General features: G+C 71.1%; 27 protein-coding genes and 1 pseudogene. 12 read left to right on the top strand and 16 right to left on the bottom strand.

The window, feature by feature from the left end:
• Complete coding sequence (locus tag ACWDA7_RS09180) at positions 1-1170, bottom strand: thiolase family protein (RefSeq protein WP_450603506.1); 1170 nt, start codon at positions 1168-1170, stop codon at positions 1-3.
• 115 nt (positions 1171-1285) lie between these two features.
• On the opposite strand from ACWDA7_RS09180, the gene ACWDA7_RS09175 reads away from it, so the two are divergent.
• On the top strand, positions 1286-1756 hold the full coding sequence (locus ACWDA7_RS09175) for a winged helix-turn-helix transcriptional regulator (protein ID WP_359398340.1): 471 nt from the start codon (positions 1286-1288) through the stop codon (positions 1754-1756).
• 15 nt (positions 1757-1771) lie between these two features.
• On the opposite strand, the gene ACWDA7_RS09170 is transcribed toward ACWDA7_RS09175, so the two are convergent.
• The 3 genes from ACWDA7_RS09170 to ACWDA7_RS09160 are packed head-to-tail and all read right to left on the bottom strand — an operon-like array spanning position 1772 to position 4712.
• Positions 1772-2494 carry a cupin domain-containing protein gene (locus ACWDA7_RS09170; RefSeq protein WP_450603505.1) on the bottom strand — a complete coding sequence of 241 codons (723 nt, stop codon included), beginning with the start codon at positions 2492-2494 and terminating at the stop codon, positions 1772-1774.
• On the bottom strand, positions 2488-3417 hold the full coding sequence (locus tag ACWDA7_RS09165; RefSeq protein ID WP_450603504.1) for a DUF6807 domain-containing protein: 930 nt from the start codon (positions 3415-3417) through the stop codon (positions 2488-2490). Before ACWDA7_RS09165 ends, ACWDA7_RS09170 begins: the two co-directional genes overlap by 7 nt.
• Positions 3414-4712, bottom strand: coding sequence for a Gfo/Idh/MocA family protein (locus tag ACWDA7_RS09160; RefSeq protein ID WP_450603503.1), 1299 nt, complete (start codon positions 4710-4712; stop codon positions 3414-3416). The genes ACWDA7_RS09165 and ACWDA7_RS09160 overlap by 4 nt, the downstream gene beginning before the upstream one ends.
• Positions 4713-5050: 338 nt before the next feature.
• Between ACWDA7_RS09160 and ACWDA7_RS09155 the strand changes: the two genes are divergently transcribed.
• The 5 genes from ACWDA7_RS09155 to lnt all read left to right on the top strand — a co-directional run bounded on the left by ACWDA7_RS09155 (position 5051) and on the right by lnt (position 10136).
• Complete coding sequence (locus tag ACWDA7_RS09155) at positions 5051-5926, top strand: undecaprenyl-diphosphate phosphatase (protein WP_450603502.1); 876 nt, start codon at positions 5051-5053, stop codon at positions 5924-5926.
• Positions 5927-6520: 594 nt separating this feature from the next.
• A complete protein-coding gene (locus tag ACWDA7_RS09150) occupies positions 6521-6700 on the top strand; it encodes a hypothetical protein (protein WP_450603501.1) in 180 nt (59 codons plus the stop codon).
• A gap of 379 nt (positions 6701-7079) precedes the next feature.
• The gene (locus ACWDA7_RS09145) at positions 7080-7826 is read left to right on the top strand and encodes a hypothetical protein (protein ID WP_450603500.1); all 747 of its coding nucleotides are present in this window, start codon (positions 7080-7082) and stop codon (positions 7824-7826) included.
• Positions 7827-7972: 146 nt separating this feature from the next.
• Positions 7973-8470 carry a nuclear transport factor 2 family protein gene (locus ACWDA7_RS09140; RefSeq protein ID WP_450603499.1) on the top strand — a complete coding sequence of 166 codons (498 nt, stop codon included), beginning with the start codon at positions 7973-7975 and terminating at the stop codon, positions 8468-8470.
• Positions 8471-8561: 91 nt separating this feature from the next.
• On the top strand, positions 8562-10136 hold the full coding sequence (lnt, locus tag ACWDA7_RS09135) for an apolipoprotein N-acyltransferase (RefSeq protein WP_450603498.1): 1575 nt from the start codon (positions 8562-8564) through the stop codon (positions 10134-10136).
• Here lnt and ACWDA7_RS09130 read toward each other — a convergent pair.
• Both ACWDA7_RS09130 and ACWDA7_RS09125 read right to left on the bottom strand, forming a co-directional pair.
• The gene (locus ACWDA7_RS09130) at positions 10054-10965 is read right to left on the bottom strand and encodes a Gfo/Idh/MocA family protein (protein ID WP_450603497.1); all 912 of its coding nucleotides are present in this window, start codon (positions 10963-10965) and stop codon (positions 10054-10056) included. The genes lnt and ACWDA7_RS09130 overlap by 83 nt on opposite strands.
• 41 nt (positions 10966-11006) lie before the next feature.
• The gene (locus ACWDA7_RS09125; protein WP_450603496.1) at positions 11007-12191 is read right to left on the bottom strand and encodes an FAD-dependent monooxygenase; all 1185 of its coding nucleotides are present in this window, start codon (positions 12189-12191) and stop codon (positions 11007-11009) included.
• 107 nt (positions 12192-12298) lie between these two features.
• Between ACWDA7_RS09125 and ACWDA7_RS09120 the strand changes: the two genes are divergently transcribed.
• The 3 genes from ACWDA7_RS09120 to ACWDA7_RS09110 all read left to right on the top strand — a co-directional run bounded on the left by ACWDA7_RS09120 (position 12299) and on the right by ACWDA7_RS09110 (position 14036).
• A complete protein-coding gene (locus ACWDA7_RS09120; protein WP_450603495.1) occupies positions 12299-12889 on the top strand; it encodes a TetR/AcrR family transcriptional regulator in 591 nt (196 codons plus the stop codon).
• A gap of 58 nt (positions 12890-12947) precedes the next feature.
• Positions 12948-13460 (top strand): DinB family protein, encoded by a 513-nt coding sequence (locus ACWDA7_RS09115; RefSeq protein WP_359398319.1) that lies wholly within the window; start codon positions 12948-12950, stop codon positions 13458-13460.
• 111 nt (positions 13461-13571) lie between these two features.
• Positions 13572-14036 (top strand): hypothetical protein, encoded by a 465-nt coding sequence (locus tag ACWDA7_RS09110; protein ID WP_450603494.1) that lies wholly within the window; start codon positions 13572-13574, stop codon positions 14034-14036.
• A gap of 229 nt (positions 14037-14265) precedes the next feature.
• Here the strand turns inward: ACWDA7_RS09110 and ACWDA7_RS09105 are convergent, their stop codons facing one another.
• From ACWDA7_RS09105 to ACWDA7_RS09075, 7 genes and pseudogenes are all read right to left on the bottom strand, one after another.
• Complete coding sequence (locus ACWDA7_RS09105) at positions 14266-14823, bottom strand: hypothetical protein (protein WP_450603493.1); 558 nt, start codon at positions 14821-14823, stop codon at positions 14266-14268.
• A 197-nt stretch (positions 14824-15020) separates the two neighbouring features.
• Positions 15021-15704 carry a uracil-DNA glycosylase gene (gene ung / locus ACWDA7_RS09100; protein ID WP_450603492.1) on the bottom strand — a complete coding sequence of 228 codons (684 nt, stop codon included), beginning with the start codon at positions 15702-15704 and terminating at the stop codon, positions 15021-15023.
• 91 nt (positions 15705-15795) lie between these two features.
• Positions 15796-17372, bottom strand: a pseudogene (locus ACWDA7_RS09095) (ABC transporter substrate-binding protein).
• 193 nt (positions 17373-17565) lie between these two features.
• Positions 17566-18324 carry an SDR family oxidoreductase gene (locus tag ACWDA7_RS09090; protein WP_359398310.1) on the bottom strand — a complete coding sequence of 253 codons (759 nt, stop codon included), beginning with the start codon at positions 18322-18324 and terminating at the stop codon, positions 17566-17568.
• An 18-nt stretch (positions 18325-18342) separates the two neighbouring features.
• Positions 18343-19104 (bottom strand): 3-oxoacyl-ACP reductase FabG, encoded by a 762-nt coding sequence (gene fabG, locus ACWDA7_RS09085; RefSeq protein WP_361000392.1) that lies wholly within the window; start codon positions 19102-19104, stop codon positions 18343-18345.
• Positions 19105-19265: 161 nt separating this feature from the next.
• On the bottom strand, positions 19266-19649 hold the full coding sequence (locus ACWDA7_RS09080) for a DUF3037 domain-containing protein (protein WP_359398306.1): 384 nt from the start codon (positions 19647-19649) through the stop codon (positions 19266-19268).
• Positions 19646-20419, bottom strand: a complete 774-nt coding sequence (locus ACWDA7_RS09075; RefSeq protein WP_450603491.1) for a HipA family kinase — start codon at positions 20417-20419, stop codon at positions 19646-19648. The genes ACWDA7_RS09080 and ACWDA7_RS09075 overlap by 4 nt, the downstream gene beginning before the upstream one ends.
• A gap of 201 nt (positions 20420-20620) precedes the next feature.
• On the opposite strand from ACWDA7_RS09075, the gene ACWDA7_RS09070 reads away from it, so the two are divergent.
• Complete coding sequence (locus tag ACWDA7_RS09070) at positions 20621-21106, top strand: Rieske (2Fe-2S) protein (RefSeq protein ID WP_450603490.1); 486 nt, start codon at positions 20621-20623, stop codon at positions 21104-21106.
• 13 nt (positions 21107-21119) lie between these two features.
• On the opposite strand, the gene ACWDA7_RS09065 is transcribed toward ACWDA7_RS09070, so the two are convergent.
• Positions 21120-21770: a cysteine hydrolase gene (locus tag ACWDA7_RS09065; protein ID WP_450603489.1), complete on the bottom strand. Its 651-nt coding sequence runs from the start codon at positions 21768-21770 to the stop codon at positions 21120-21122.
• A 135-nt stretch (positions 21771-21905) separates the two neighbouring features.
• Between ACWDA7_RS09065 and ACWDA7_RS09060 the strand changes: the two genes are divergently transcribed.
• Positions 21906-22373, top strand: coding sequence for a pyridoxamine 5'-phosphate oxidase family protein (locus ACWDA7_RS09060; protein ID WP_450603488.1), 468 nt, complete (start codon positions 21906-21908; stop codon positions 22371-22373).
• A 27-nt stretch (positions 22374-22400) separates the two neighbouring features.
• Here ACWDA7_RS09060 and ACWDA7_RS09055 read toward each other — a convergent pair whose 3' ends face one another.
• The gene (locus ACWDA7_RS09055; RefSeq protein WP_450603487.1) at positions 22401-23309 is read right to left on the bottom strand and encodes a LysR family transcriptional regulator; all 909 of its coding nucleotides are present in this window, start codon (positions 23307-23309) and stop codon (positions 22401-22403) included.
• A 74-nt stretch (positions 23310-23383) separates the two neighbouring features.
• Between ACWDA7_RS09055 and ACWDA7_RS09050 the strand changes: the two genes are divergently transcribed.
• Positions 23384-24484, top strand: a complete 1101-nt coding sequence (locus tag ACWDA7_RS09050) for a DMT family transporter (protein WP_450603486.1) — start codon at positions 23384-23386, stop codon at positions 24482-24484.
• On the opposite strand, the gene ACWDA7_RS09045 is transcribed toward ACWDA7_RS09050, so the two are convergent.
• A complete protein-coding gene (locus ACWDA7_RS09045; protein ID WP_450603485.1) occupies positions 24475-25806 on the bottom strand; it encodes an aminotransferase class I/II-fold pyridoxal phosphate-dependent enzyme in 1332 nt (443 codons plus the stop codon). The genes ACWDA7_RS09050 and ACWDA7_RS09045 overlap by 10 nt on opposite strands.
• Positions 25807-25828 lie beyond the last annotated feature (22 nt).

Raw genomic sequence — 25828 nt, 5'->3', positions numbered from 1 at the left:
TCAGAGAGTTTCCAGGATCATCGCGTTGGCGAGGCCGCCCGCCTCGCACATCGTCTGCAGGCCGTAGCGCGCGCCCCGCGCGCGCAGCGCGTGCACGAGGGTGGTCGTCAGACGCGTGCCGCTGGCGCCCAGCGGGTGGCCGATGGCGATGGCCCCGCCGTTGACGTTGACCTTCGCGAGGTCGGCGCCCGTCTCCTGCTGCCAGGCCAGCACGACGCTGGAGAAGGCCTCGTTCACCTCGAAGAGGTCGATGTCGTCCACGGCCAGACCGGCCTTGCGCAGCACCTTCTCGGTGGCGGGGATGACTCCGGTGAGCATCAGCACGGGGTCGGAGCCGGTCACGGCGAAGCTGTGCAGCCGGGCGATCGGGCGCAGTCCGAGGCGCGCCGCGGTCTCGCTGGAAGTGATCAGCACGGCCGAAGCACCGTCGTTGATGGGGCTCGCGTTGCCGGCGGTGACGTTCCACTCGATCTGCGGGAACCGCTCGGCGAATCCGGGGTCGTAGTACGCGGGCTTGAGCCCGGCGAGGATCTCGGGGGTGCTGGACGGCCGGATGCACTCGTCGCGCGTGAGGTCCTCGAGCGGGGCCGTCTCGGCGTCGAACAAGCCCGCGTCCCAGGCCGCCGCCGCCTTCCGGTGCGAGGAGACGGCGAAGGCGTCCATCTCCTCGCGGGTGATCGACCACTTGGCGGCGATCAGCTCCGCGCTGATGCCCTGCGGGACCAGGCCGTCCGGGTAGCGCGCGGCGACGCCCGGGCCGAAGGGGTCCTTGCCGGGGGGCACGTTCGACCACATCGGTACCCGGCTCATGGACTCCACACCACAGGCCACGACGATGTCGTACGCCCCCGAGAGGACGCCCTGGGCGGCGAAGTGCACAGCCTGCTGCGAGGACCCGCACTGGCGGTCGACGGTGGTCGCGGGCACCGTCTCCGGGAAGCCCGCCGACAGGACCGCGTACCGGGTGGTGTTCATGGCCTGCTCGCCGACCTGGTCGACGGTGCCGCCGATGACGTCGTCGATGAGCGCGGGGTCGATGCCGGAGCGTTCGACCAAGGTGCGCAGGGTGTGCGCGAGGAGTTCCACGGGATGGACATGGGCGAGGGCACCGTTCGGCTTGCCCTTGCCCACCGGGGTACGTACGGCTTCGACGATCACGGCGTCGCGCATGGCGCGGTCCTCCTTGCCCGGCCTGTGCCGGTGCGGTGATTACCGGTGAGTAGCAAATCTGGCTCCACCATAACGCCGAGAGTTGGAAAAACAAACCCACGACTAGACTGGGCTTATGGCCGCCCCCAAAGACCCGCGCCCCTGTTCGATCGCCGACGCTCTGGCGCTCGTCGGCGAGAAGTACTCCCTGCTCGTCCTGCGTGAGGCGTGCCTCGGCAACGGGCGCTTCGACCAGCTCGTGCGCAACATCGGCGCCCCCCGCGACATCCTGGCCGCACGTCTGAAGCGGCTGGTGGACGCCGGGATCCTCACGAAGCGGATGTACAGCGAGCGCCCGCAGCGCTTCGAGTACCGGCCCACGCCGGCCGGCCTGGAGCTGGAGCCGGTCCTGATGACGCTCATGGCGTGGGGCGACCGTCATCTCCGGAAGGAGGACGATCGCCCCATGGTGATCGAGCACGCCTGCGGCAACGAGCTCGTCCCGGTCGTCACCTGCTCCGCCTGCGGCGAGGAGGTCCGTCACGGGAGCCAGACGCCGCACCCGCAGGCACCGGGCTGGACGGTGTCGGGGCCGGCCGCCGCCTAGCGGCCTGGCCCGCGACTAGAACGTCTCTTTATACGTGTTCAGCCGCCCGCACATCCCGAACTTGCCGTGGGCGGACGGCTGCTGCGCCTGGACTACCGCGCCGGCGAGGTGGGAGACGTCACCGCGCTCCAGGCGGTCCAGTTGCTCGCCCGTGGCCGCGGCGGCCGCCCCGGCACCGTGCAGCCACCGTTCGCGCCACTCGGCCAGGCGCGGCCGTACGAGCGCCGCGGCGGCCCGGTGGAACGCGGCCAGCGCCTCCGGGCCCGATGCGTCGCGCAGCGCCCGGTAGCCCGCCAGGGCGAGATCGCGGCGTGCCCGGGCGATCCGCTCCTGCTCCTCCTCCGGCGCGTCGGCCGGGATCGCGGTCGCGGCGGCGTACGTCTGCCAGTCGGTGAGGTACTCGGGCGGCAGGGTGAGCACGGCGTCGCCCGCCTCCGGGAGCCCACTGTTCTGCATCAGCACGGTGATGCGCAGGTCGTCCTCGTTGACCAGCCGGTGGACGGTCCCGGGTGTGAACCAGGCGACCGTTCCGGGCGCCAGGGGTGTGACCTGGTACCCGGTCGTCGTCAGCGTCTGCACCGCGCCGCGCCCACTGGTGACGACGTACGCCTCCGAACAGGTCAGATGCAGATGGGGCGTGCCACCGCACACGCCGTCGGCGGCGGGCCAGTCGTAGACGGTGAGGTGCGAGACGGCCACCGCGCCCGGCAGGCCCGTGAACTCCCCGGCGCTCACCACGGGTGCTCCTCGAAGTACTTGACGACCTCCTCACGCTCCCATGCGCCGTCCGCCACCACAACGCGGTAGCGGCGTCGCAGGGTGTCGCCCGGCGCCAGCTCCAACTCCTCGTAGAACGCCCAGGAAGGGGCCACGGCCGCGAAGGGGTCGTTGCGGACGAACCAGTGGGCGGGGTGGGTGCCCCGTTCTCCGAGGTGGTCGTTCTCGGGGGCGTGCGCGAAGACGAGCGTGGCGTGCCCGTCGGTGCCGTCGTGCTCCCCCGTGTACGCGAGCCAGGACGCCGGCCGGCCCATCATTCCGGGCCCTTCGGAGTCCGGCCCGAGGACCCGTCCGTCCCGGAAGGCCCGCGGTCCGCGCCAGAACAGCCCGGTGTAGCCGGCCAGCTCCCGCCCCACCGTGGTCGGGCTGCCGAACAGGAGCGGCTCGGCGCGGCGGTTGGTGATCGCGGAGGTCCAGGTCAGCGCCCAGGACCGGGTCGCCGTGTCGACGTCGTGCACCTCGATACGGCGCTCCTCGTCGGCCCACAGCTCCCCGCTGTACGGGTGCCAGGTGAGCCGCTCGGCGATGACCGCACGGCCGCTGTCCGCGCCGACCTCGTCGAAGCCGACGTGCGCCATCGAGCCGACGCACTCCGGCAGCGCGAGATATCCCTCGCCGTGCACGTAGGTGTTGCCGCCCCACAGGTTCTGCCCGGACAGATGTGAGGCGGTCAGCTGCAGGCCCTTGTGCCAGCGGTGGTCGTTCGGCCGGTAGTCCGTGACGACGTCGCCGGCCAGGGTCCGGATCGGGTGGAGATACGGCTTGGGGGCCTCCCAGGCCGCCTCGGGCCGGTAGACGTAGCTGAACAGCTCGACGCCGATGGCCGGTGCGGAGATCCCGATGCGGTCGCCATGCGCGTGCGTGATGCGCAGGGTCGAGGTCATGCGGGCACTTCCTTCCTCGGCGCCGTCCCCGACGCCTCGGTCACGACGGGCGCCCAGCCGGGCGCGCCTCCGTGCAGGGCCGTGTAGTACGGGTCGCCCGGGCCGACGTCGCCGGCGCGGACGGTGGTGTCGGTGAAGGCGGACTTGTACAGCGCGGTGATCAGTTCCAGGCTGGTGCGCCCGTCGGCGCCGCTGCTGCGCGGCCGCTCGCCGGCGCGCATGCTCGCGACCAGGTCGCGCAGCTGCGCCAGGTGCGAGCTCGGCACGTCCGGTCCGAAGTCCCGCCAGGCGGCGACCTCATCCCCGGAGACGCCGGGGGCGGGGGTGATGCGCCAGTCGTCGTTGCAGTGGCTGTACAGATGCGTCAGTTCCACGGTGGCCCGCTCACAGTCGATGCGGATGCGGCTGACCTCGTCCGGGCTGAGCACGCTGTTCACGACCGTGGCGAGCGCGCCGTTCTCGAACCGTACGAGCGCCGTGGAGACGTCCTCGGTCTCCACGTCGTGCACCAGACGCCCGGCCATCGCCCGCACCTCGCTCCAGGGTCCGAGCAGGTCGAGCAGGAGGTCCATCTGGTGGATGCCGTGGCCCATCGCGGGTCCGCCGCCCTCGGTCTGCCAGCGCCCCCGCCACGGCACGGCGTAGTAGGCGGCGTTGCGATACCAGGTGGTCTGGCAGTGCGCCACCAGCGGACGGCCCATGGCCCCCCGCGCGAGCAGCCGCCTGACGTGCCGGGCGCCGGACCCGAAGCGGTGCTGGAACACGATCGCCGCGTACGGGCCGCCCCCGGTGCCCTCCGCCGCCTCGACGGCGTCGAAGTCCGCCAGCGTCGCCACCGGCGGCTTCTCGCACCACACCCAGGCACCGGCCCGCAGTGCGGCGACGGCCTGCTCCCGGTGCAGGGTGGGCGGAGTACAGATGCCGACCAGATCGGGCCGCTGCTCCTCGAGCATGAGCTCCAGGTCGGTGTACGGGTGCGGAATGCCGCCGTCCGTGCACAGCCGCTCGACCGCGACGGCGTCGATGTCGACGGCGGCGATCACCTCGACCTCACCCTCCTCGGCCAGTCGGGCGAGCGCGGGCAGGTGGGAGCCGCGGGCGATCACACCGGCTCCCACCAGAGCGGCCCGGATACAGCGGCCGGCGAACGGGCCCGGCGCCGGGCGGTCCGGGCTCGGCTCCGGGTTCCGTTCGGTTCCGGTGGCCCGGCGCACAGCGTCGCCGGGATGGGGAACCGGGGTGGTCCCCGGGCTGGTGAGGTGGTGGGCCGCGGACGCGTTGCGGGCTGTGGGCATGACCGTGATCAGCGCTCCATCGGACGTGATGTCAGACGTTGGCCAACGCGTGATGTCTTCCGAGGACTCGCGGCAAGCGCTTTCCCCAGGCTGCAACGAAAGCACCGTTCGTGAGGGCGGTCAACACCGCCGACCGGCCCTCTGCGGCAGGCGGACACGGTCCAGACCCGTGGGGCGGCACCCGACTGCCCCAAGCATTGGCAAAGCCCCGGTGAAGGGCGAGTCATCCCGGGGCGCTACGCTGCCGGGAACACTTGATCGCCGGCTGCACCACGGCAGCCGCGCCCCGGGTGTGCCCGTCGCCGCCTTTACGATCAGCGCTTGGACCCCTTCACTTCATGTCTTGGTTTGAATCCCTCGTCCTCGGGCTCGTCCAGGGGCTGACCGAATTCCTTCCCGTCTCCTCCAGCGCACATCTGCGGCTGACCGCGGCGTTCGCGGGCTGGGAGGACCCCGGGGCGGCCTTCACCGCGATCACCCAGATCGGCACGGAGGCGGCGGTGCTGATCTACTTCCGCAAGGACATCGCGAACATCGTCTCGGCCTGGTTCCGCTCCTTGTCCGACAGCGCGATGCGGCGGAGCCAGGACGCGAAGATGGGCTGGCTGGTGATCGTCGGGTCGATACCCATCGGCGTGCTCGGCGTGACCCTCAAGGAACAGATCGAGGGACCGTTCCGCGATCTGCGGGTCACGGCGACGATGCTGATCGTCATGGGCCTGATCCTCGGCACCGCGGATCGCCTCGCGGCACGCGACGAGACCGGCGGCCGGCACCGGGCGCCCAAGCAGCGCAAGTCGCTCCAGGACCTGAACATCAAGGACGGCCTGATCTACGGCGCCTGCCAGGCGATGGCCCTGATCCCCGGCGTCTCCCGCTCCGGAGCGACGATCAGCGGCGGCCTCTTCCTCGGCTATCGGCGCGAGGCCGCGGCGCGCTACTCCTTCCTGCTCGCCATCCCGGCCGTGCTCGCCTCCGGCGCCTTCGAACTCAAGGACGCGGCAGAGGCGGGACATGTGAGCTGGGGGCCCACGTTGTTCGCGACGGTCATCGCGTTCGTCTCGGGCTACGCGGTCATCGCATGGTTCATGAGGTTCATCTCGAGCAAGAGCTTCATGCCGTTCGTCTGGTACCGGATCGCGCTGGGCGTGCTCATCATCGCCCTGGTCAGCGCGGGAATTTTGAGCCCGCACGCGGCCGAGTCCGCGGGCTGACCGGATCCAGTGCGTAACCGTCTGCGACGTGACGGCCTGCCGCGCGATGTTCAGCGGCTGCGGCGTGCCGAGCGTTGACGCGCGGTCTCTGCGCTTTCGCGTGATGGCCACGCATCGGCGCCTCTACAAAGGTGCCGATCTTGTGGCCATCCGTCGTCACCTGTGACACTCCCGTCGCACCGCCCGCTGGAGAGAGTGACCCCGGGCGGGGGTCAAGGCGCCCGCACTCCGGGGGGAAGCCCGCGGGCGCCGACGTGCAGGGACAGGCCCACTCCTCGTCGTGAGTCTGCCCCCGCTCGGGCGGGACGGCCTGGGCGCGACTCGGCGGTGGCGCCCAGGCCTCCTCTCCCTCGTTTCACCCTCCAACCGCCTCAACTGGTGGCTTCCCCGACCCGTACAACGACTTCTGCGGATCAGCCCGCCGCGTCCGCACACCCAGGCCCCCGCCTTCGGCCGGACTGCACCCGTGGGCTCATCTGAGGCAGCGACAGAAACCCCCAACTCCCCTCCGCGGAAACGACCGTGACCAACCACATACCGGTCGCGTAGCCGGTCGGTAGCGCGCTGTCAGCCCTTGCCCCTAGGGTTGTGGGTATGTCCCCCGACTCACTGAGCCCTGGTTCCGCACGGTCTGCCGAGGACTTGAACGCGCGGATTCGCGCGCTGTGGCTGCGTGCGGGCGGTTCCCTGTCGGCCCAGGAGCGCGCGGAGTACGAGCTGTTGGTCGTGGAGTGGGCGGCGGCGATGCGCGACAAGGTGATCGAAGCGGCCTGACCGCGCGAGGGTCGGCCGGATCGCGCCCGCCGGCCACGAGACGCACACACGTCGCGGCACAGATACCCGCCAAGCGATGTGTCCCCCTGCCGAGCGAGCGCGCACGATCGCGGACGGCAGAGACATCCCGTCGGCGAGAGGCGGCCACTCGTCCGGCACCGGTGCCGCGGCACAGTCGAATCCGGTTCCGGCACGCGTTCTGACAGCACGACAGACATGGAGAAGCGCGCAACGACACGCCGCGAGCGCCCCCTTTGTACCCGCCCGGCCCCCCCGCTTCACTCGTCGGACATGTCCGGCATGAAACTAAAAGAGGCTATCAGTAGTTTCATCGCAGATCGGCTGCCCGGCCGGCGTCTCTGCGACAGAAAGAACTGATATGCGCACGCGTACTCTCGCCGTGACCGCCGCCGCCGTGAGCGCGGCGGTCCTGGTCACGACCGGCATCACTTACGCCTCGACCAACGAATCCGTCGAGGCTGCGCCGTCCGCCAAGCGCGCGGCCCCGGCTGCCCACAAGGCGGTCAAGAAACCGTCCGTCCAGATGGCCGCTCCTCTCGAGGCCGCCGCTGCCCCCGCGACCGCTCCCAACGGCGGCGACAGTTCGGGCGGGAACAACGGGAACAACGGGAACAACGGGAACAACGGGAACAGCGGGAACTACGGGAACAGCGGGAACTACGGAAACGAGGACCGCGGTAACGGGGGCGGCCGCAACAACGGTGGTGACCGCGACAATGGTGGCGACCGCGACAACGGTGGCGACCGCGGTGACCGTGGCGGCGACCACAAGAGGGTCGGACGGATCTACTTCAACGAGCGGGAGTACCCCGCCTACTCGTCCGGCTGCATCGTCGCGGCCAGCGGACTGGGCTCCACCAGTTTCAGCGTCGACAACGACAGCGACAAGACCATCGAGGTCTTCCGCGGCTTCACGTGCGACAACGGCGGCCCGGTCGCCACGGTCGGCCCCTACGGCAGGACGTTCGGCGTGGTGACCAACAACAACCAGGACGGCGCGTACGGGGAAGGGCTCTCCAACGGCGGCTTCCCCTTCGCCGGCGGCGCGTTCTTCGAGAATGCCACGGTCGGCAGCTTCCGGGTGATCAACCAGGGCGATTGGTGAGGGGCCCCCACCAGCACCGGAAGCGCCGGCCCGCCGGAATCGGGCCGGCGCTCCCGGCATCGTTCACCGGGCGACGTGGTCACCGTCGCCCCTAAACCCTCCGCACACCCCTTGGCTGCACGCCCCCCGTCCCCAACACTGAGCCGATGACCCAGCGTGTGGAGCTCGCCACCCTGATGGACCGGCTGGCGCTCGACGGCCTCGTCACCGAGTACGCGGTGGCCGTGGACGACGGTGACTGGCACTCCTACCGAGAACTGTTCACCGCGGACGGCCGCGCCGACTACCGCTCCGCCGGCGGCATCGAGGGAGACGCCGGGCAGGTCGCGGAATGGCTGGCGGGGACCATGCGGCTGTTTCCGATGCGCCAGCACCTGATCGTCAACCGGCGGCTGCGGTTCGGCGTGCGGGAACAGGACGTCGGCGACACCGCCGGGGTCCAGGCCGACTACGTCAACCCCATGCGGTTCGCGGGAAGGGACGGCGGTCCCGCCGAGCCGGACTTCGTCTGCGGCGGCCGGTACACGTTCGCCTTCCTGCGCACGGGCGAGGGCTGGCGGCTGCGCGAAGTGGTCGTCCAGGAGAAATGGCGCCGCACACCGCTCCCCCACCCCGGCCCTCACCAGGAGGACACCGGCGCCTGAGCGAGCCCCTTCCCGCACACCTCCACGCCCCCTGTCGGAGATCGTCCGCGGCGCGCACACTGGAGACATGCTCTGGGGAGGGACGCGCCGAATGACCATGCCCAGCGACTGGCTCGCCTCCCGCTGGAGACGGGGTGTCGCCGCTGCGCTCGCCGGTGCTCTGCCGGTGCTCGCCTTCCCGGCACCGTCCTGGTGGTGGTTCGCGTACGTCTGTCTGGTCCCGTGGATTCTGCTGCTGCGCACCGCCCCGACCGGAAAACAGGCCCGCTACGACGGCTGGCTCGGCGGCTTCGGCTTCATGTTCGCCGTGCACCACTGGCTGCTGCCGAATCTGAACGTCTTCACCTTCGTCATCGCCGCCCTCCTGGGCGCTCTGTGGGCCCCTTGGGGCTGGCTGGTACGGCGCTTCCTTGCCGGGGTGCCCACAGCGAGGCGGGTCGCCGCGGCCCTTGTCGTGCTGCCCTCCGGCTGGCTGATGGTCGAGCTCATACGCTCCTGGCAGGCCCTCGGCGGCCCCTGGGGGCTGCTCGGATCGAGCCAGTGGCAGGTGGCACCCGCACTGCGGCTCGCCTCGGTCGGCGGGGTGTGGCTGCTGAGCTTTCTGGTGGTGGGCGTCAACGTCGCCGTCGCCGTGCTCGTCTCGGTGCGCGCGGCGCGCGTCACGGCCGTGACCGGGCTCGTGGCCGCGGCCGTCGCGACATCGGCCGCCTGGGTCTGGTCGCCACGCCCGGACCTCGACGGACAGATGCGCATCGCGGTCGTGCAGCCCGGGATCGTCAACGGGGCGGACAGCGGTATGAGGCGCTTCGCCCGCGAGGAGCAGCTGACCCGCGAGCTGGCCGGCAGCCACGTGAACCTGGTCGTCTGGGGCGAGAGCAGTGTGGGGTTCGACCTCGCGCGGCGGCCCGATCTGGCCGCCCGGATCGCGCACCTGTCCCGGCTGGTGAAGGCCGACATCCTGGTCAACGTCGACGCGCGCCGCTCCGACCACCCCGGCATATACAAGAGCTCCGTGCTGGTCGGCCCGGACGGCCCGACCGGTGACCGCTACGACAAGATGCGGCTCGTCCCGTTCGGCGAGTACATACCCGCGCGGTCCATGCTCGGCTGGGCCACCTCCGTCGGCAGGGCAGCCGCCGAGGACCGCAGGCGCGGTTCCGAACAGGTGGTGATGAACGTCGGGCACGGACTGCGCGTCGGCCCCATGGTCTGCTTCGAGTCGGCGTTCCCCGACATGAGCCGCCATCTCGCGCAGGACGGCGCCGAGGTGCTGCTCGCCCAGTCCTCGACCTCCACCTTCCAGCACAGCTGGGCGCCGGAGCAGCACGCCTCGCTGGCCGCGCTGCGCGCCGCGGAGACCGGCCGCCCGATGGTGCACGCCACGCTGACCGGCGTCTCCGCGGTCTACGGTCCGAGCGGCGAGCGCGTCGGCTCCTGGCTCGGCACCGACCGGAGTGCCACAGAGGTCTTCGCCGTCCCGCTCAGCCATGGCGTCACCCCGTACGTCCGCTTCGGCGACTGGCCGCTGCACGGGGCCCTGCTGGTCCTGGCCGGGCTGTGCGCGGCGGAGGGGTTCCGGGCGCTCAGAGTGCGACGGGGGGCTCCCGCACCGCGGCAACGACCCGCTCGCACAGTTCGTGAGTGGCCAGTGCGTCACGGGCGCTGAGCACCTCGCCCGTGCGGACCGCGTCCAGGAAGGCCAGCGCGGCCTGCTCGATGCCCCGCTGCCGGGCCACCGGCACCCAGTCCCCGCGCCTGCGCACGGTGGGCTGGCCCTTGTGGTCGACGATCTCGGCCAGGTTCAGCACCTGCCGCTTGGTGTCCTGCCCGGAGACCTCCAGGATCTCCTCCGCCGAACCGCTCAGCCGGTTCATCACACCGAGCGCGGTGAATCCGTCACCGGAGAGCTGGAGCACCACGTGGTGCAGCAGCCCGTCCTCGACCCGGCCGCGCACCGTCACGTCGTCCACCGGGCCCGGCACCAGGAACCGCAGGGTGTCCACAACGTGGATGAAGTCGTCGAGGATCATCATGCGGGGTTCCTCGGGCAGTCCGACGCGGTTCTTCTGCATCAGGATCAGCTCGCGGGGATGGTCGGCGCACTGCGCGTACGCGGGTGCGTGGCGCCGGTTGAAGCCGACCGCCAGGGTCACGTTCCGCTGCTCCGCGAGTTGCACCAGCCTTTCGGAGTCGGCGAGTTCGTAAGCGAGCGGCTTGTCGACGTACGTCGGCACGCCCGCCTCCAGCAGCAGCGCGACGATCTCGGCATGGGCGGCGGTGGGCGCGTGCACGAAGGCGGCGTCGAGGTCCTGCGCGAGCAGCACGTCCAAGCCCCCGTGCCGCTGCTCCCGCGGAAGATGCAGACTGTCGGCAACCCGGTGGAGCGTCGCGGAGGTCCGGGTCTGGAGGTGCAGTTCGAGCCCCGGTTGCAGCCCCAGCACCGGCAGATAGGCCTTCAGCGCGATGTCGCCGAGTCCGATGCAGCCGACCTTCACGGGCCTCTCCTGGGATCGCCGACCTGGTCCTCTGCGGAAGCTTACGGCCTTTCCGCCTCCCGGTTCCGCTCGGGCCTGGTGTCCGCCGGCGGCCGCCAGCCGGCGATGCCGTCGAAGCCGCGCAGCAACAGGGCGGGAGCGGCCTTCGAGAGCAAGGCGATGGAGGCGTTGCGGAGGGCGATCCCGGCGCCGTTGGTCATCAGGTTGAGCCGGGCCACCCGCACGGACTGGCGGGTGATGGCGGTGGTTCGGGGCAGCCGGGCAGTGCTGTAGGCGGCCAGGTCGTCGGTGCACTGGGCGAGCACGATCGCGTCCTCGACGGCCTGGTTGCCGCCCTGGCCGAGCATCGGCGGCATGGCGTGCGCCGCGTCGCCGAGCAGGGCGACCCGGCCGCGGTGGTAGGCGGGCAGCGGCTCGGCGATGTGGTGGACGTCGTGGCGCAGTACGTCCTCGGGCCGGGCCGCAGCGAGGACGGCGGGAATCGGGTCGTGCCAGTCGCCGAAACGCCGCAGGAGTTCGGCCTTCTCGTTGTCCGGCGCGCGCCGCCCGGCGGGCACGACGGCTGCGGCGTACGCGTAGACCTGGCCGTCCTTGAGCGGATGCGTTCCCCACAAGGCGCCCCGGCTCCACGTCTCGTGCGAGGCGAACTCGACGCCAGGCACCGGGATCACCGCCCGCCAGGTGGTGAATCCGGAGTAGACCGGCCCCGGGTGGTGCGGGAACAGCGCCTGGCGTACACCGGAGTGGATGCCGTCGGCGGCGACGACCAGGTCGGCCTCCAGTTCGCCGTCCGGAATGGTGACACGGGCCGGCCGGCCGCTGTCGCCCGGGTCGGCGACCGACGCGGCGGCGGTCGTGCGGATGGCGCCCGGCGGGATGCGGGCGGCCAGGCTGTTGATGAGCGTCGCCCGGTGCAGCAGGACGAGCGGGCCACCAAAGCGTTCGGCCGCGGCCGAGGCGTTCGTGCGCGAGAGCCAGCGTCCGCGCGGGGTACGCAGTCCGCCGTCGCCCTGCCAGGCGGCCAGGTCCCGGATCTCGTCGCCGAGGCCGATGACGTCCAGGGCACGCAGGGCGTTGGGGGCGAGGGAGATGCCGGCGCCGACCGGCTCCAGGGAACGGGCCCGTTCCAGCACCGTGACCCGCAACCCGCGCAGATGCAGCGCCACCGCCGCGGTGAGACCCCCGATGCCGCCGCCGATGACGACGGCGTGCGACGACTGTGCCATGGCTCCTCCTGAGCAGTGCTGTGGCGACTCTCCGATGTCACTACATGTGCAGTGAAGAAACGCGTCGACTGTACTACGGGTGTAGTTACACAGATAGGTTGACCTCCATGTCCGCACATGCCACGGGCGCCGCTCGCGCCGACCTCATCGCCGACACCGCGCTCGCCCTGCTCGCCGAGCGCGGGATGCGCGGGCTGACGCACCGGGCGGTCGACGAGTCGGCGGGACTCCCCCAGGGCTCGACCTCGAACCTCGCGCGGACCCGCCTGGCGCTCCTGGAACTCGCGGTGCGACGCCTCGCCGACCGTGAGGCCCGGGTTCTCGCGGCGCACGAGATGCCCGGTCCCGGGAGCGGACTCGGCCCCCTCGTGGACGGCCTGGCTCTCGCCACCCACCGGTCCCTGACCCGCAATCGCGCACTGACTCTCGCCCGCTACGAACTGGCCCTGGAGGCCACGCGACGGCCCGAGCTGCGCCGGTACTTCAACGCGGCGGGCGCCCGCTTCCGGGATCAGCTCACCGCCCTTGTCACGGCCGCGGGTTCGGCCGACCCGGCGCGCCACGCGCTGTCGCTGGTCGCCTGGCTGGACGGGCTGATGTTCTCGTGCGTGGCCGGGTCCTTCACCGCGGCGGTGCCCACCCTGGACGAGGTGCGCACCGGCCTGCGGGAACTGCTCGACGGGATGCTCCACGGCTGACGGGCCGCCGCGTCAAATGTCTGGCGGCGGTGACCGGGGCTGGGTGAGGATGCCGGGTATGACCCTTGAGCGCCGTGAACCCGCCCAGAACGCCGACGAACGCACCATGCTGGAGGGCTGGCTCGACTACCACCGCCAGACGCTCGCATGGAAGTGCGAGGGGCTCACCGATGCCCAACTCAGGACCGCCTCGGTACAACCGTCCGAACTCTCCCTGATGGGACTCGTGCGGCACATGGCGGAGGTCGAGCGCGGCTGGTTCCGCAAGGTGCTCGCCGGTGAGGAGCCCGGACCGATCTACTACAGCGACGAGGACCGGGACGGGGAGTTCCATCTCACCGAGGCCGACACCTGGGAGGACGCGCTCACCACGTGGCAGGCCGAGATCGAGATCGCCCGGCGGCACTCCGCCGGCTTCGGCCTGGACGACCTCTCCAAGGGCCGGAGCACGTTCACCGACGAACCCTTCAATCTGCGCTGGATCTACACCCACATGATCGAGGAGTACGCGCGCCACAACGGCCACGCCGACCTGATCCGTGAGCGGATCGACGGGTCCACGGGGGACTGACGTCACCTTCGACGGGTCCGGGCCCTCCATACGGGGATGGAGATCACCCGTGAGGGGCATCCTCCGCCTGTCCGCTCCCCACAGCGGCCCGGACCCAGCAGAGTGGCGCGGGTGCATCGAACGACGACGACCGCAACGCTCCTGGTCACCGTGGCCGTCTCGGCCCTCACCGGCTGTGTGACCGTCCAGCGCCAGCCCGTTCCGGGCCCGCCGCACGCGCCCTCGAACCCCTCGGCACCGCGCCCCGACGGGAGCACGGAGCCCCAGGTCGTCCAGGCGCCGGCACGGGAGGCGCTGGAGATGGTCGGGCCCTCCGGCCGCCCCTCGCCCACCGCTCCCACCCCGCACCGCGGACGGCGCCCGGACGCCGGCGCGGTGCCTCCGGCCGCGCCGCACCACCCGTACCCGGGCCCGCGCCCCCGGTGGAGCCGCCACGCCGGGCGCATCGAGGTGCCGCCCGCCGCCTCCCAGGTGTTCCCCAGGAACGGAGACGTGTGCGACCTGGGCCACAGGTACGGAGGGTGGCAAGCGGACAGCCCCGAGGCGAAGATCTGTGCCGGCACCTACGGGCGGTGAACCCGCGGCTCACACCGGCGACGAGGCTCCCTGGCGACTCGAGCCGCACCACGGTCCGGAACTGGCCCGGCACTCCGAAGCCGGTATCCGTGCCTGGCCCGGCCGGGCACCCCGCAACCACCGTCCCGGCCAGGCCCGTCATCCCGAAGACACAACCCCGGCGGCCCGAAAGCGCGACCCCGGCGGCCCCCGTCACCCCGCCCCGGCAAGAACTTGGACAGCGCAGGCTTCAAGGCCGGCGTCTCTGCGGCCCCAGCGTCTCCCCGCCGGGGCCGTCCAGGGGGCCGGGCTCCGGTGCGCCCCCGGTCGGCCACTCCTCTGCGAGCCGTCGCTCCAGTCGTGCGATCGCCGCCCTGACGCCGTCGCCGTACAGGCCGTCCCCGAGGGCGCCGACCGCACCTCGGGCCCGGCCCAGATGGACGCGGGCGGCTTCGGACCGCCCGAGCTTCACATAGTCGGCGGCCAGGTTCAGATGGAGCAAGGGGTAGAAGGCGTGTACCGCGAGCGCCCCGTCGTGTTCGGCGAGGCGCTCATCGGTGAGTTCCTCGGCGGCCGACAGCGCCCGAAGGTCCCAGGCGAGTTCGTCCGAGGGGTCGTCCTGTGTGTCCGCCAGGTAGTGCGCCAGCGTGCAGCGGTGCAGCGGGTCGCCGTCCTCGCCGAGCTCGGCCCACAGGCGCAGGAAACGGTCCCGCGCCTCCTCGCGGTCGCCGCCGTGGTGCAGCATGACGACCTGTCCGATCCGGGTCATGACGGGATCCGGCTCCATCTCCGCCTGTCGATTCGCCACCGCGTCCTCCACGCTCGTCGCCTCCCCCGCTCGGGGCTCGGCCCGAGCGGGGGGATCCCCATGAGCCAGGGGGACTCCCATCCACGACGCTAACCGCCCGCACCGGCAATCGCGGTCAGGCGGCTCCGTACGGCCGCTGGGCCAAGGCGGTGACGCGGGCGCTGCGAGCGGTGGCGACGGGCGGGTCCGGGCCGGGCTCATCCCAGATCGGGAATGGTCCAGTCAATCGGCTCGTGCCCCTGCCGGGCCACCGCCTCGTTGATCTGCGTGAACGGACGTGAGCCGAAGAACTTCTTCGCGGACAGCGGCGAGGGGTGCGCGCCCTTGACGACGACATGCCGGCTCTCGTCGATCAACGGCAGCTTCTTCTGCGCGTAGTTGCCCCACAGCACGAACACCGCCGGGTCCGGCCGGCCGGCGACGGCACGGATCACCGCGTCTGTGAACTTCTCCCAGCCCTTGCCCTTGTGGGAGTTCGCCTCGCCGGAGCGCACCGTCAGCACCGCGTTCAGCAGCAGTACCCCCTGCTCGGCCCACGGCATCAGATAGCCGTTGTCCGGGACCGGCGTGCCCAGCTCCTCGTGCATCTCCTTGTAGATGTTCCGCAGGGAGGGCGGGATCTTCACGCCGGGCCGCACGGAGAAGCACAGGCCGTGTCCCTGGCCCTCCCCGTGGTAGGGGTCCTGGCCGAGGACGAGGACCTTCACCTTGTCGTACGGAGTCGCGTCGAGGGCGGCGAAGACCTCCTCGCGCGGAGGGTAGACGGGACCCTTGGCGCGCTCGCCCTCGACGAACTCCACGAGTTCCTTGAAGTAGGGCTGCTGCAGTTCGTCGCCCAGAACGCCCCGCCAGGACTCCGGCAGCATGGCGATGTCGGTCACGTCAACTTCCTCCGATGTGCGGTCACTTCCAGGCCTCAGAACCTACAGGTGACCACTGACAACGGGATCCGGACCCCGGCCCGGGGCGGGCCTACCAGCTGGTCTTGCGGGACAGCTCCCACATCATCATGATCGTGGACGGGTCCAGCGCGCGCTCCCCGCCGGAGATCTCCTCGCTCGCCGCCACGAACTGCTTGCCCTGCCAGAGGGGCACCAGCCGGGCGTCGTTCACCAGGATCCGCTGGGCCTGCTCGAAATCCTCGACCACCTTGCCGCGGTTGCTCTCGCGCCGGGACCGCGGCAGCAGCACGTCGGTGATCTCCGGCGACGGGTAGGGGTGCCGAGCGCGTTCTGCCGGCCCACGAAGGGCGTGATGTAGTTGTCGGGGTCCGGGAAGTCGGGGAACCACCCGCGCCCGAACACCGGGTACTCGCCCTTCTGGTAGCCCCCCACGTACGTCTTCCAGGGGCGGTTCTTGAGGGTGACCCGGAACAGACCGGAGTCCTCCAGCTGACGTTTGAGCTCCTGGAACTCCGGACCGGTTTCTGAGCCGTAGCGGTCGGTGGCGTACCAGAGGGTCAGCGGGACGCGCTGCTTGATGCCCGCGCCGGTGAGGAGCTTGCGGGCCTTCGCCGTGCTGGGATCGCCGAAGTCGTCGAAGAACCCCGTGGTGTGCCCGGTCAGTCCCGCCGGGATCATCGAGTAGAGGGGTTCGACGGTGTCCTTGTAGACGTTGTGGGCGATCGCGCCCCGGTCCACGACCTGGGCCACGGCCTTGCGGACGGCGGCCTTGCCGGCCCACGGGTCCTTGGGGTTGAAGACCAGGTAGCTGATCTCGATACCCGGGTTCTCGAGGAGCTGGATGCCGTTGTCGGAGCCGTGACCCTGGAGCGAGACGATGTCGGAGGCGCCGAGTCCGCGGTAGGTGAGGTCGATCTTCCGGCTCCTGAGGGCGCCCACCATGCTGGCGGAGTCCTGGAAGTACCGAATGGTCACCGCGTCGTTCTTCCGGTCGGCGTAGCCCGTGTAGTGGGTGTTCCGCGCGAGCCGGGCCTCCTTGCCCTCCTGGTAGGACCGCAGTGTGTACGGCCCGGACCCGGTGACCTTGCCGTCCTCGCGTATCCGCGTGGCCGGGTACTCGGCCGGATCGACGATCGACATGGCCGGGGTGGTCAGGACGAACGGGAAGGTGGCGTCGGGCTCGTTGAGGTGGAAGACGACCTCGCGGTCGCCCTTCGTCTCGACCCGCCCGAGGCTGCCCAGCAGGCCGGCCGGGCCGCCGGACACGTTGATGCGCTTGATCCGGTCGATCGAGTACTTCACGGCCTGGGCGTCGAGCTTGTCCCCGTTGGAGAACGTCAGGCCTTCGCGCAGAATGCAGCGGTACGCCAGGTTTCCGGCCGTGAACGTGCAATTCTCCGCGGCGTCGGGTCCCGGCTCGGTCGCGCCGTCGGGGTAGTTCAGCAGGGTCTGGTACACGTTGCGGAACAGCTCCCAGGAGTTGTCCCAGGAGGCGGCCGGATCCAGGGTGCTCGGTGAGCTGGTGGTACCGACGACGATGGGCCCCTTGTCGTCGGCGGACCCCGAGGAGAACGCACTGCAGCCGGCCACCAGGGTTATGGACGTGCTCGCCGCCAGCCGACGCAGACAACGGTTCCGGTTGAACACGCGCACACTCCTCGGTCTGCCTACCAGTGGTCGGCGGCAGACCATACCGCAGCACCAGGCCGGCCGGACCTGGTTCGCGCAGGGCGTGTGATCAGCGTGTATATGACGACGTTGTCATCCGTCTTTGTGTCGTACGCGGCTCGACACGGGCGCCGTTTCTGTCCATACGGCGCCCGTGTCGGGGCTCACCTCATCAGACCCCGGAGTTCAGGAAGATGCCGCCGTCGACGACGAGGGTCTGGCCGGTGATCCAGTCGGACTGGTCCGACGTCAGGAACGCGGCCGCGCCGCCGATGTCGGAGGGCACGCCGAGCCGACCGAGCGGGTAGGCCGCGGCGGCCTCCGCCTCCCGGCCCTCGTACAGCGCCTGGGCGAACTTCGTCTTGACGACGGCCGGCGCGATGGCGTTGACCCGGACCAGCGGTGCGAACTCGTGCGCGAGCTGAAGGGTCAGGTTGATCATCGCGGCCTTGCTGATGCCGTACGCGCCGATGAACGGGGAGGCGGAGAGACCGGCCACCGAGGCGATGTTGACGGTCGCGCCGCCGTTCTCCTTCTGCCAGGCGTGCCAGGTCCGCTGGGCGAAACCGAGCGCGGAGACGACGTTCGTCTCGAACACCTTGCGCGCCACGTTCAGGTCGAGGTCGGCGATCGGCCCGAACACCGGATTCGTCCCGGCGTTGTTGACCAGGAAGTCGACCCGGCCGAACACCTCCATGGTGCGTTCCACGGCGAGGGCCTGGTGGTTCTCGTCGTGCGCCTTGCCGGCGACACCGATGACGCGGTCGGCGCCGAGTTTCTCGACGGCCTCCTTGAGAGCGTCCTCGTTGCGTCCGGTGATGCAGACGCGATCGCCGCGGGCGACGAACGCCTCGGCGACGCCGTAGCCGATACCGCGGCTGGCGCCCGTGACGAGGGCGACCTTCCCGCTGAGTTCGGGCAGTGCAGTCATGTCTCAGTACTCCCGGCGCTAGTCGAGCGGTCCACCGGCGACGTACAGCACCTGGCCGGAGACGAATCCGGCCGCGTCACCGGTGAAGAAGGCGATGGCGTTGGCGATGTCGTCCGGCTCCCCGACGCGCGCGACGGGGATCTGGGTGGCGGCGGCGGCCTTGAAGTCCTCGAAGCCCATGCCGACGCGCTCGGCGGTGGCCTTGGTCATCTCGGTGGCGATGAAGCCGGGCGCGACGGCGTTGGCGGTGACGCCGAACTTGCCGAGCTCCTTGGCCAGGGTCTTGGTGAAGCCCTGCAGACCGGCCTTCGCGGCGGAGTAGTTCACCTGTCCGCGGTTGCCGAGCGCGGAGGACGAAGAGAGGTTGACGATACGGCCGAAGCCCGCGTCCACCATGTGCTTCTGCACGGCACGCGACATCAGGAACGCGCCGCGCAGGTGCACGTTCATGACGGTGTCCCAGTCCGACACGCTCATCTTGAACAGCAGGTTGTCGCGGAGCACGCCCGCGTTGTTCACGAGGATCGTCGGCGCGCCCAGTTCCTCGGCGATACGCGCGACGGCCGCCTCGACCTGCGCCTCGTCCGAGACGTCGCAGCCGACGGCGATGGCCTTGCCACCGGCGGCGCCGATCTTCTCCACGGTGTCCTTGCACGCGGCCTCATCGAGGTCGATCACCGCGACGGCACGGCCCTCGGCGGCCAGTCGTACGGCGGTGGCGGCGCCGATGCCGCGCGCACCGCCGGTGACGACGGCGACCCGCTGCTCACTGGTGGACATTGCTGGTTCTCCTCGTCCTAGGAAAGCCTGGAACACCTTCGGAAAGTCTGCGACTCCCACGGTACGCCCCGCTGGTGAGCGACCGCTTAGTACCTTCAGCAGACGTGACGCTAGAAGTCCTGGCACCCGGTGTCAACGGCCGACCCGGTGCATGTGATCCATTACCGCACCAGGAGGTCGAGCAATCGCTCCGCCTCGGCCGCCGGATCGGCGGTCAGCCCAGTGTGCACGGGCCCGGGCTGGACAACTGTCGAGCGGGGCGCGATCAGCCAGCGGAAACGCCGTCCCGCGTCGTCAAGGGCAGCTTGCCCGGCCGCTGCGCCCCCCGCACACACACCCTCGACGGCGCCGAGCGCGGCACGTACCCCGGCCACGTCCGCGTCCGGGTCGAGCGCCAGCAGCTTTCCCTCGTCCAGATGCGTCCGGGCGCCGACGAACGACTTCGCGCGGCAGTACACGAGCACGCCGGCGTTGATGCACTCGCCCCGCTCGATCCGCGGCACGACCCGCAGCAGCGCGTACTCGAAGACGTCCCGCTCGCTCACTTGTCCCCCTTGGTGGTCCCGATGCCCTGGATGCGTTCGTGGATGTCGGCCGCGCGGGCCAGCAGCGGCCGCGCATACGCCCGGCGCAGCGCGTCGGCGGTGTCGAAGCCGGGCTCGCCGGTCAGCCATTCATCCGGGATCTCGGCGGTCACGTCGGCGAGCAGCTCCTCGGTGACGAGCGGCGCGAGCTCGGCGGCGGCGCCCGCGACGTCCGGTGCGAAGGGGGCGAGGGCATGGTCGGAGGCGTCGTAGGACCGCGCGGCCGATGACTCGGCGCCCGGCCAGTTGTGGTGCCAGATCATGGTGGCGCCATGGTCGATGAGCCACAGGTCGCCGTGCCACATCAGCAGATTGGGGTTGCGCCAGGAGCGGTCGACGTTGTTCACGAGCGCGTCGAACCAGACGATCCGCCCGGCCTCCTCGGGGCCGACCGCGAAGGCCAGCGGGTCGAAGCCGATCGCGCGGCTGAGGAAGTCCATGCCGAGGTTGCGTCCGCCGCTCGCCTTGAGCAGTTCCTGCACCTCCTGGTCGGGCTCCCCGAGCCCCAGCACCGGGTCGAGGCCGATGGTCACGAGGCCGGGGACCCGCAGCCCGAGCCGGCGGGCGAGTTCGCCGCTGACGACCTCGGCGACGAGCGTCTTGCGGCCCTGCCCGGCGCCGGTGAACTTCATGATATACGTCCCGAGATCGTCGGCCTCGACGAGCCCCGGCAGCGAACCGCCCTCGCGCATCGGAGTGATGTAGCGGGTCGCGATGACTTCCTTGAGCATCGCCCCAGGCTACTGGCGTGTCGGGGCGCCGCGGAGACCCCCTTTCGGGTTCTGAGTCCCCCCTGACAGCGGAACGACAGCCGTGTCTAACGCCCGGCTCATCTCGAAGCGGTCAAGATCTCGAGAGCATCTGAACAGCTGTTGCCCCCAGGCCGTACCACCGTCCAGAAGCAGGAATCACCCATGGAAGGGAACGTCAGCATGACCAGCGAATCGCTCCAGTCCGTACCGGCACCGGCCCGCCGCACGGTCGTGGCGGCCGTCGGCGCGACGGGGCTCGCCGTCGCGCTGACCGCGTGCGGGGGCTCGGACAATGCGTCGTCGAGCTCCCAGGACAGCAGCACCGCGAGCAGCGGCAGCACGGGCGGCGGCGGCGAGAACGCCGCGACCGGTTCCGGCGGCACGGTCCTCGCGAAGACGTCGGACATCCCCGAGGGCGGCGGCAAGGTCTTCGACGACAAGGGCGTGGTGGTGACCCAGCCGACGGCGGGCAAGTTCCAGGCGTTCTCGTCCAAGTGCACCCACCAGGGCTGTGCGGTGAAGGACATCTCGAACGGCGTGATCACCTGCCCCTGCCACAACAGCGAGTTCTCCGTGGCCGACGGCAGCGTGAAGAAGGGTCCGGCGACACAGCCGCTGCCCGCCGCCAACATCACCGTGTCCGGGGACGAGATCAAGCTCGCCTGAACTCGGCGCCCGCTCAGGCCCCCGCCGCCCGGCGGGGCGGCCCCAGGCACGCCAGCACCTCGTCGGTGGTCACGACCGTGGCGACCAGCGCGAGAGTGTTGCGGATCATCGCGGGGGTGTACTCCGAGGGCACCCCCGCGATGGCGTCGGCGGGCACGACGGCGCTGTAGCCGCGGTTGACCGCGTCGAACACCGCGTTGGGGATCGCGACGTTGGCGGAGACGCCGGTGACGACCAGGGTGCGGCAGCCCAGATTGCGCAGCAGCGCGTCGACCTCCGTGCCCGACAGCGGCGACAGGCCGTGCAGCCGGCGTACGACGAGGTCCTCTTCCGTCACCTCGATGGGTGCCGCCACACGTACCGCCGTGGTGCCGGACAGCTGCTGCACCGGGAGCCGCTCGGCCGCGCGGAAGAGGCGGGCGTTGCGGTTCGCGCCCCGGCCGTCCGGTCGGCGCTCGGCGATCGCGTGGATCACCTGCACCCCGGCTTCGTGCGCGGCGGCGACCAGCCGGGCCACATGGGCGAGCGCACCCGAGGAACGCGCCTCCGCGGCGAGTTCGGGCAGTGCGCTGTCAGGGCCCACGACGCCCTGCTGGCACTCGACGGTGAGCAGCACCGTGGTCCGGGGGTCGAGGAGTTCGCTGAGCACTTCGTACGACGGCATGGCTCCCCTTGTCGTCGACGGCCGGGAGCGGCGAGGGTAGCGGCCATTGCGGGTGGAAGGAAGACACCTCATTCTTTTCTGACGTGATGTCAGAGGATCTCTCTGGCACGACGTAGGAGAAGAAGAGGGGGACCCATGACCGACACTCAGCGCCGGGGCCGGAAGATCATGATGACACCCGGTGAGCTGGACGAATTCCTCGCCACCCAGCGCACCTGCCGGGTGGCGACCGTGTCGGCCGACGGCGCCCCGCACGTGAGCGCGCTGTGGTTCGCCTGGGACGGCACCTCGCTGTGGTTGTACTCCGTTGTACGCAGCAAGCGCTGGGCCGATCTGCGCCGGGATCCGCGGATCGCCGTCGTGATCGACACGGGTGAGGAGTACGAGCAGCTCAGGGGTGCCGAGCTGGCGGGCGTGGCGGAGTTCGTGGGCGAGATCCCCCGCACCGGGGAGCTGTGCGCCGAGCTCGACGCACCGGAGACCCTGTTCGCGCGGAAGAATTTCGGCCTCGAGGAGATGCCGTACGACGGGCGCCACGCGTGGATCCGGTTGACGCCGCAGAAGATCGTTTCCTGGGACTTCCGCAAACTCGGCTTGCGTTGAGCCCGCCGGCGGGCTCTGGTCCACCGCTCACCCGGCCGCCACGGCGCGTCCTGCCACCCGCAGCGCCTCCACCGCCGCCCGGATCGACGGGCGGCGGTCGGCGTCCGCCCGCCACACCACGTAGACGTGCCGTCGCACCCGCTGCCGCAGCGGCACGGTCACCACCCCGGCAGGCAATGGATTCCGCCCGAGCAGGGGCGCGATGCACACGCCCAGACCGGCGGCCACCAGTCCCAGCTGGGTGTGCGTCTCGGCGGCACGGTGGCCGATGCGCGGCTCGACGCCCTTGGACCGCAGGGTGAACATCAGCCACTCATGGCAGAACTCGCCCTCGCCCCAGGTGATCCACTCGTCGTCCGCGAACTCCCCGAGGTCCACCTCCGTCCGGTCCGCGAGCCGGTGCCCCCCGGGCATCGCCACATCCGCCGGATCGTCGAGGATCGCCGCCTTCACCAGGCCTTCCGGAAGCGCCATCGGCCTGTTGTACCAGTCGAGGACCACCGCGAGATCGAGGTCGCCGCGCACCACTCCGGCGACTCCGGGCTCGGGTTCGAGCTCGCAGGAACGCAGCCGCAACGCGGGGTGCCCGGCGCGCAGCTCGGCCAAGGCGGTCGGGAAAAGACCGCGCGCGGCGGTCGGGAAGGCCGCCAGCCGCAGTTCGCCTGCCACCTGCCCGCGCTGCGCCTCCAGATCGGCCTGGGCCAGTTCGACCTGCGACAGGATGCGTGCCGCGTGATCGGCGAGCAGCCGGCCGGCGTCCGTGAGCCGCACCCCCCGGCCGTTCTTGGCAAGGAGCTGTTGCCCCACCTCCCGCTCCAGCTTGGCCATTTGCTGGGAGACGGCCGACGTCGTCACATGCAGTCCCTCCGCCGCGCCGCTGACCGAGCCGTGCCGGGCGAGGGCGTCGAGGGTGCGCAGGCGCTCCAGGTTCAACACATAAGCAATGCTACGAGGTATCGGCAGCGAATTCTCGATTGTTCTAAGAGGTTATCTGCGCCATCGTTACGGTCATGAGCACCGTCGCCGCCCGACCGTCCGAAACCACGCCCACCGTCACCCCGCACCGCCGCGCTGCCCTGGACTGGCGGATCCGCTTCGGTGTGCTCTCGCTGATCTGGGGCTTCAGCTTCCTGTTCATCAAGGTGGGCACCGAGGCCTACGCCCCCTTCCAGGTCACGCTGGGGCGTCTGGTGTTCGGCACGGCGGTGCTCGCGGTGGCGATGGCCGTGAAGCGTGAGCGCCTCCCGCGCGGCGCCCGCGCCTGGGGCCATCTCACCGTCGCCGCGTTCCTGCTCAACGCGCTGCCGTTCTCGCTGTTCGCCTACTCGGAGCTGACGATCCCGTCGACGCTCGCGGGGATCTGCAACGCGACCTCGCCTCTGTGGGGCATGGTGCTGTCCCTGGTCGCGCTCTCCGAGGACCGGCCCACGCGCCGCCGGGTCGCAGGACTCGGCATCGGCTTCCTGGGCGTCCTGACGGTGCTCGGCGCCTGGCAGGGCTTCCACGGCCTTGACATGACGGGCACGGCGATGGCCCTGCTGGCCTCGCTCAGCTACCCCGTCGGCTGGATCTACGTGCGCCGCACCCTCGCGGGCGCCGGCCCGTCCCATCTGTCGCTGACCGGCGCTCAGTTGCTCCTGGCCACCGTCCAACTGGCCCTGGTCACCCCGCTGTTCACCAGCTTGCCGAACCGCTTCCCGCTCGTCCCGCTCCTCGCGGTCGCGGCGCTCGGCGCTCTCGGTACCGGACTCGCCGTCCTCGTCCAGTACGGTCTCGTCGCCGAGGTGGGGCCGACGACGGCGCAGATGGTCACGTACTTCATCCCGGTCATCGCCACCGCCGCGGGCGTCGCGATCCTCGGCGAGTCGCTGACCTGGTCGACACCGGTCGGGGCGCTGATCGTCCTGGCGGGAGCGGCCCTGACCCAAGCCAGGCCCAAGACCCAGCGCACGGGAACGGCACCGACGCAGGCCAGGCCCAAAACCGAGCGCACGGAAGCGGCCCGGCCGGGACCGGACGTGGCATCGGGCAGGATCGCGCAGGAACCGGACGTCAGCCGGATGGAGAGCGGTCCCGGGGCGACGGACCGGAGCCAGGACCGCTACACGTAGCTCCGGGCGGGGGCGGGGCCCAGGGCGGCGGCCACCGCTTCCGCCAGGGACCCGGTCTCGTCCGGTGTCAGCGTCGAGACGGTGATCCGCATGCCGGGCGGCGCGCTCATCCGGTAGCGGGCGCCGGGGGCGACGGCCCAGCCCGCATGCAGCAGCCGCGCGACCGCGCCCGTCTCGTCCGGCACGGGCACCCACACGTTCAACCCGCTGCGCCCCCGGGACGCGACACCGCGTTCCGCGAGCGCGCCGATCAGCGCGTCGCGACGTCGGCCGTACTCCGCCGCCACGGCCCGGGCGTCGACCGAACGGTCGGCCCACAGCCGCACCACGGCCCGCTGCAGGATCAGGCTCACCCACCCCGGCCCGAGCCGCTGCCGCCCGCGCACCCGGTCGAGGGTGACGTCGTCCCCGGTGAGCACGGCGAGGCGCAGATCCGGCCCGTACGCCTTGGCGACCGAGCGCACGAACGCCCAGTGCCGGGTGACACCGGCGAGGGGGTGAAGTGGGACGTCGACGATCCCGTGACCGTGGTCGTCCTCGATCAACAGCGTCTGCGGGAACTCGCGCAGCACGGAACGCAGGGCACGCGCGCGGGTGGCGCTCACCGCGGCGCCGGTCGGGTTCTGCGCCCGGTCCGTGACGATCAGGGCACGCGCCCCGGCCTCCAGCGCGTCGCGTACGCCGCCGGGAAGCGGCCCCTCGTCGTCGACGCCGACCGGAACCGTGCGCAGGCCGAGCGCCGGGATGAGGTCGAGGGTCCTGCCCCACCCGGGATCCTCCACGGCGACGCTGTCGCCCGGCTTGAGGTGGGCCGCGAGCACCCGCTCCACGGCGTCGAGGGAACCGGAGACCACGGCGAGCGGCCCGTCCGGCACTCCGTCGGCGTCGAAGGCCGACCGGGCGACACGTGCGAGCTCCGGTTCCACGGCGACATCACCGTAGAGCACCGGCTCCGTGTCGCCCTGCGCCGCGGCCGCCGCGAACGCCGGGGCCAGCGGTGGCAACAGCGCCGGATCCGGATTGCCGCTGGACACATCGCGCACACCCGCGGGCACGTCCACCCGGATGTGGTCCCGGCCCGTCGTGGCGGGCGCGGGCCGCACCCGGCTCCCCCGGCGCCCGGCGGTCTCGATGACCCCCCGTTCGCGCAGGACGCGGTACGCGGCCGCGACCGTATTGGGATTCACGCCCAGCTCGACCGCCAACTCCCGCATCGGCGGCAGGAGTTGACCCGGCTCCAGCTTTCCCGTACCCACCGCACGCTCGACGCTGGCCGCGATCTCGGCTGCGCCCCGCCCTTCGATCGGATATTCTCCTAGCACAAAGCATATTTTGCACTAGTGC

The sequence above is a fragment of the Streptomyces sp. NPDC001156 genome (assembly GCF_053598275.1).
The sequence above is the reverse complement of the archived record's forward strand: the minus strand, read 5'-3'. Positions and strand labels throughout refer to the sequence as shown.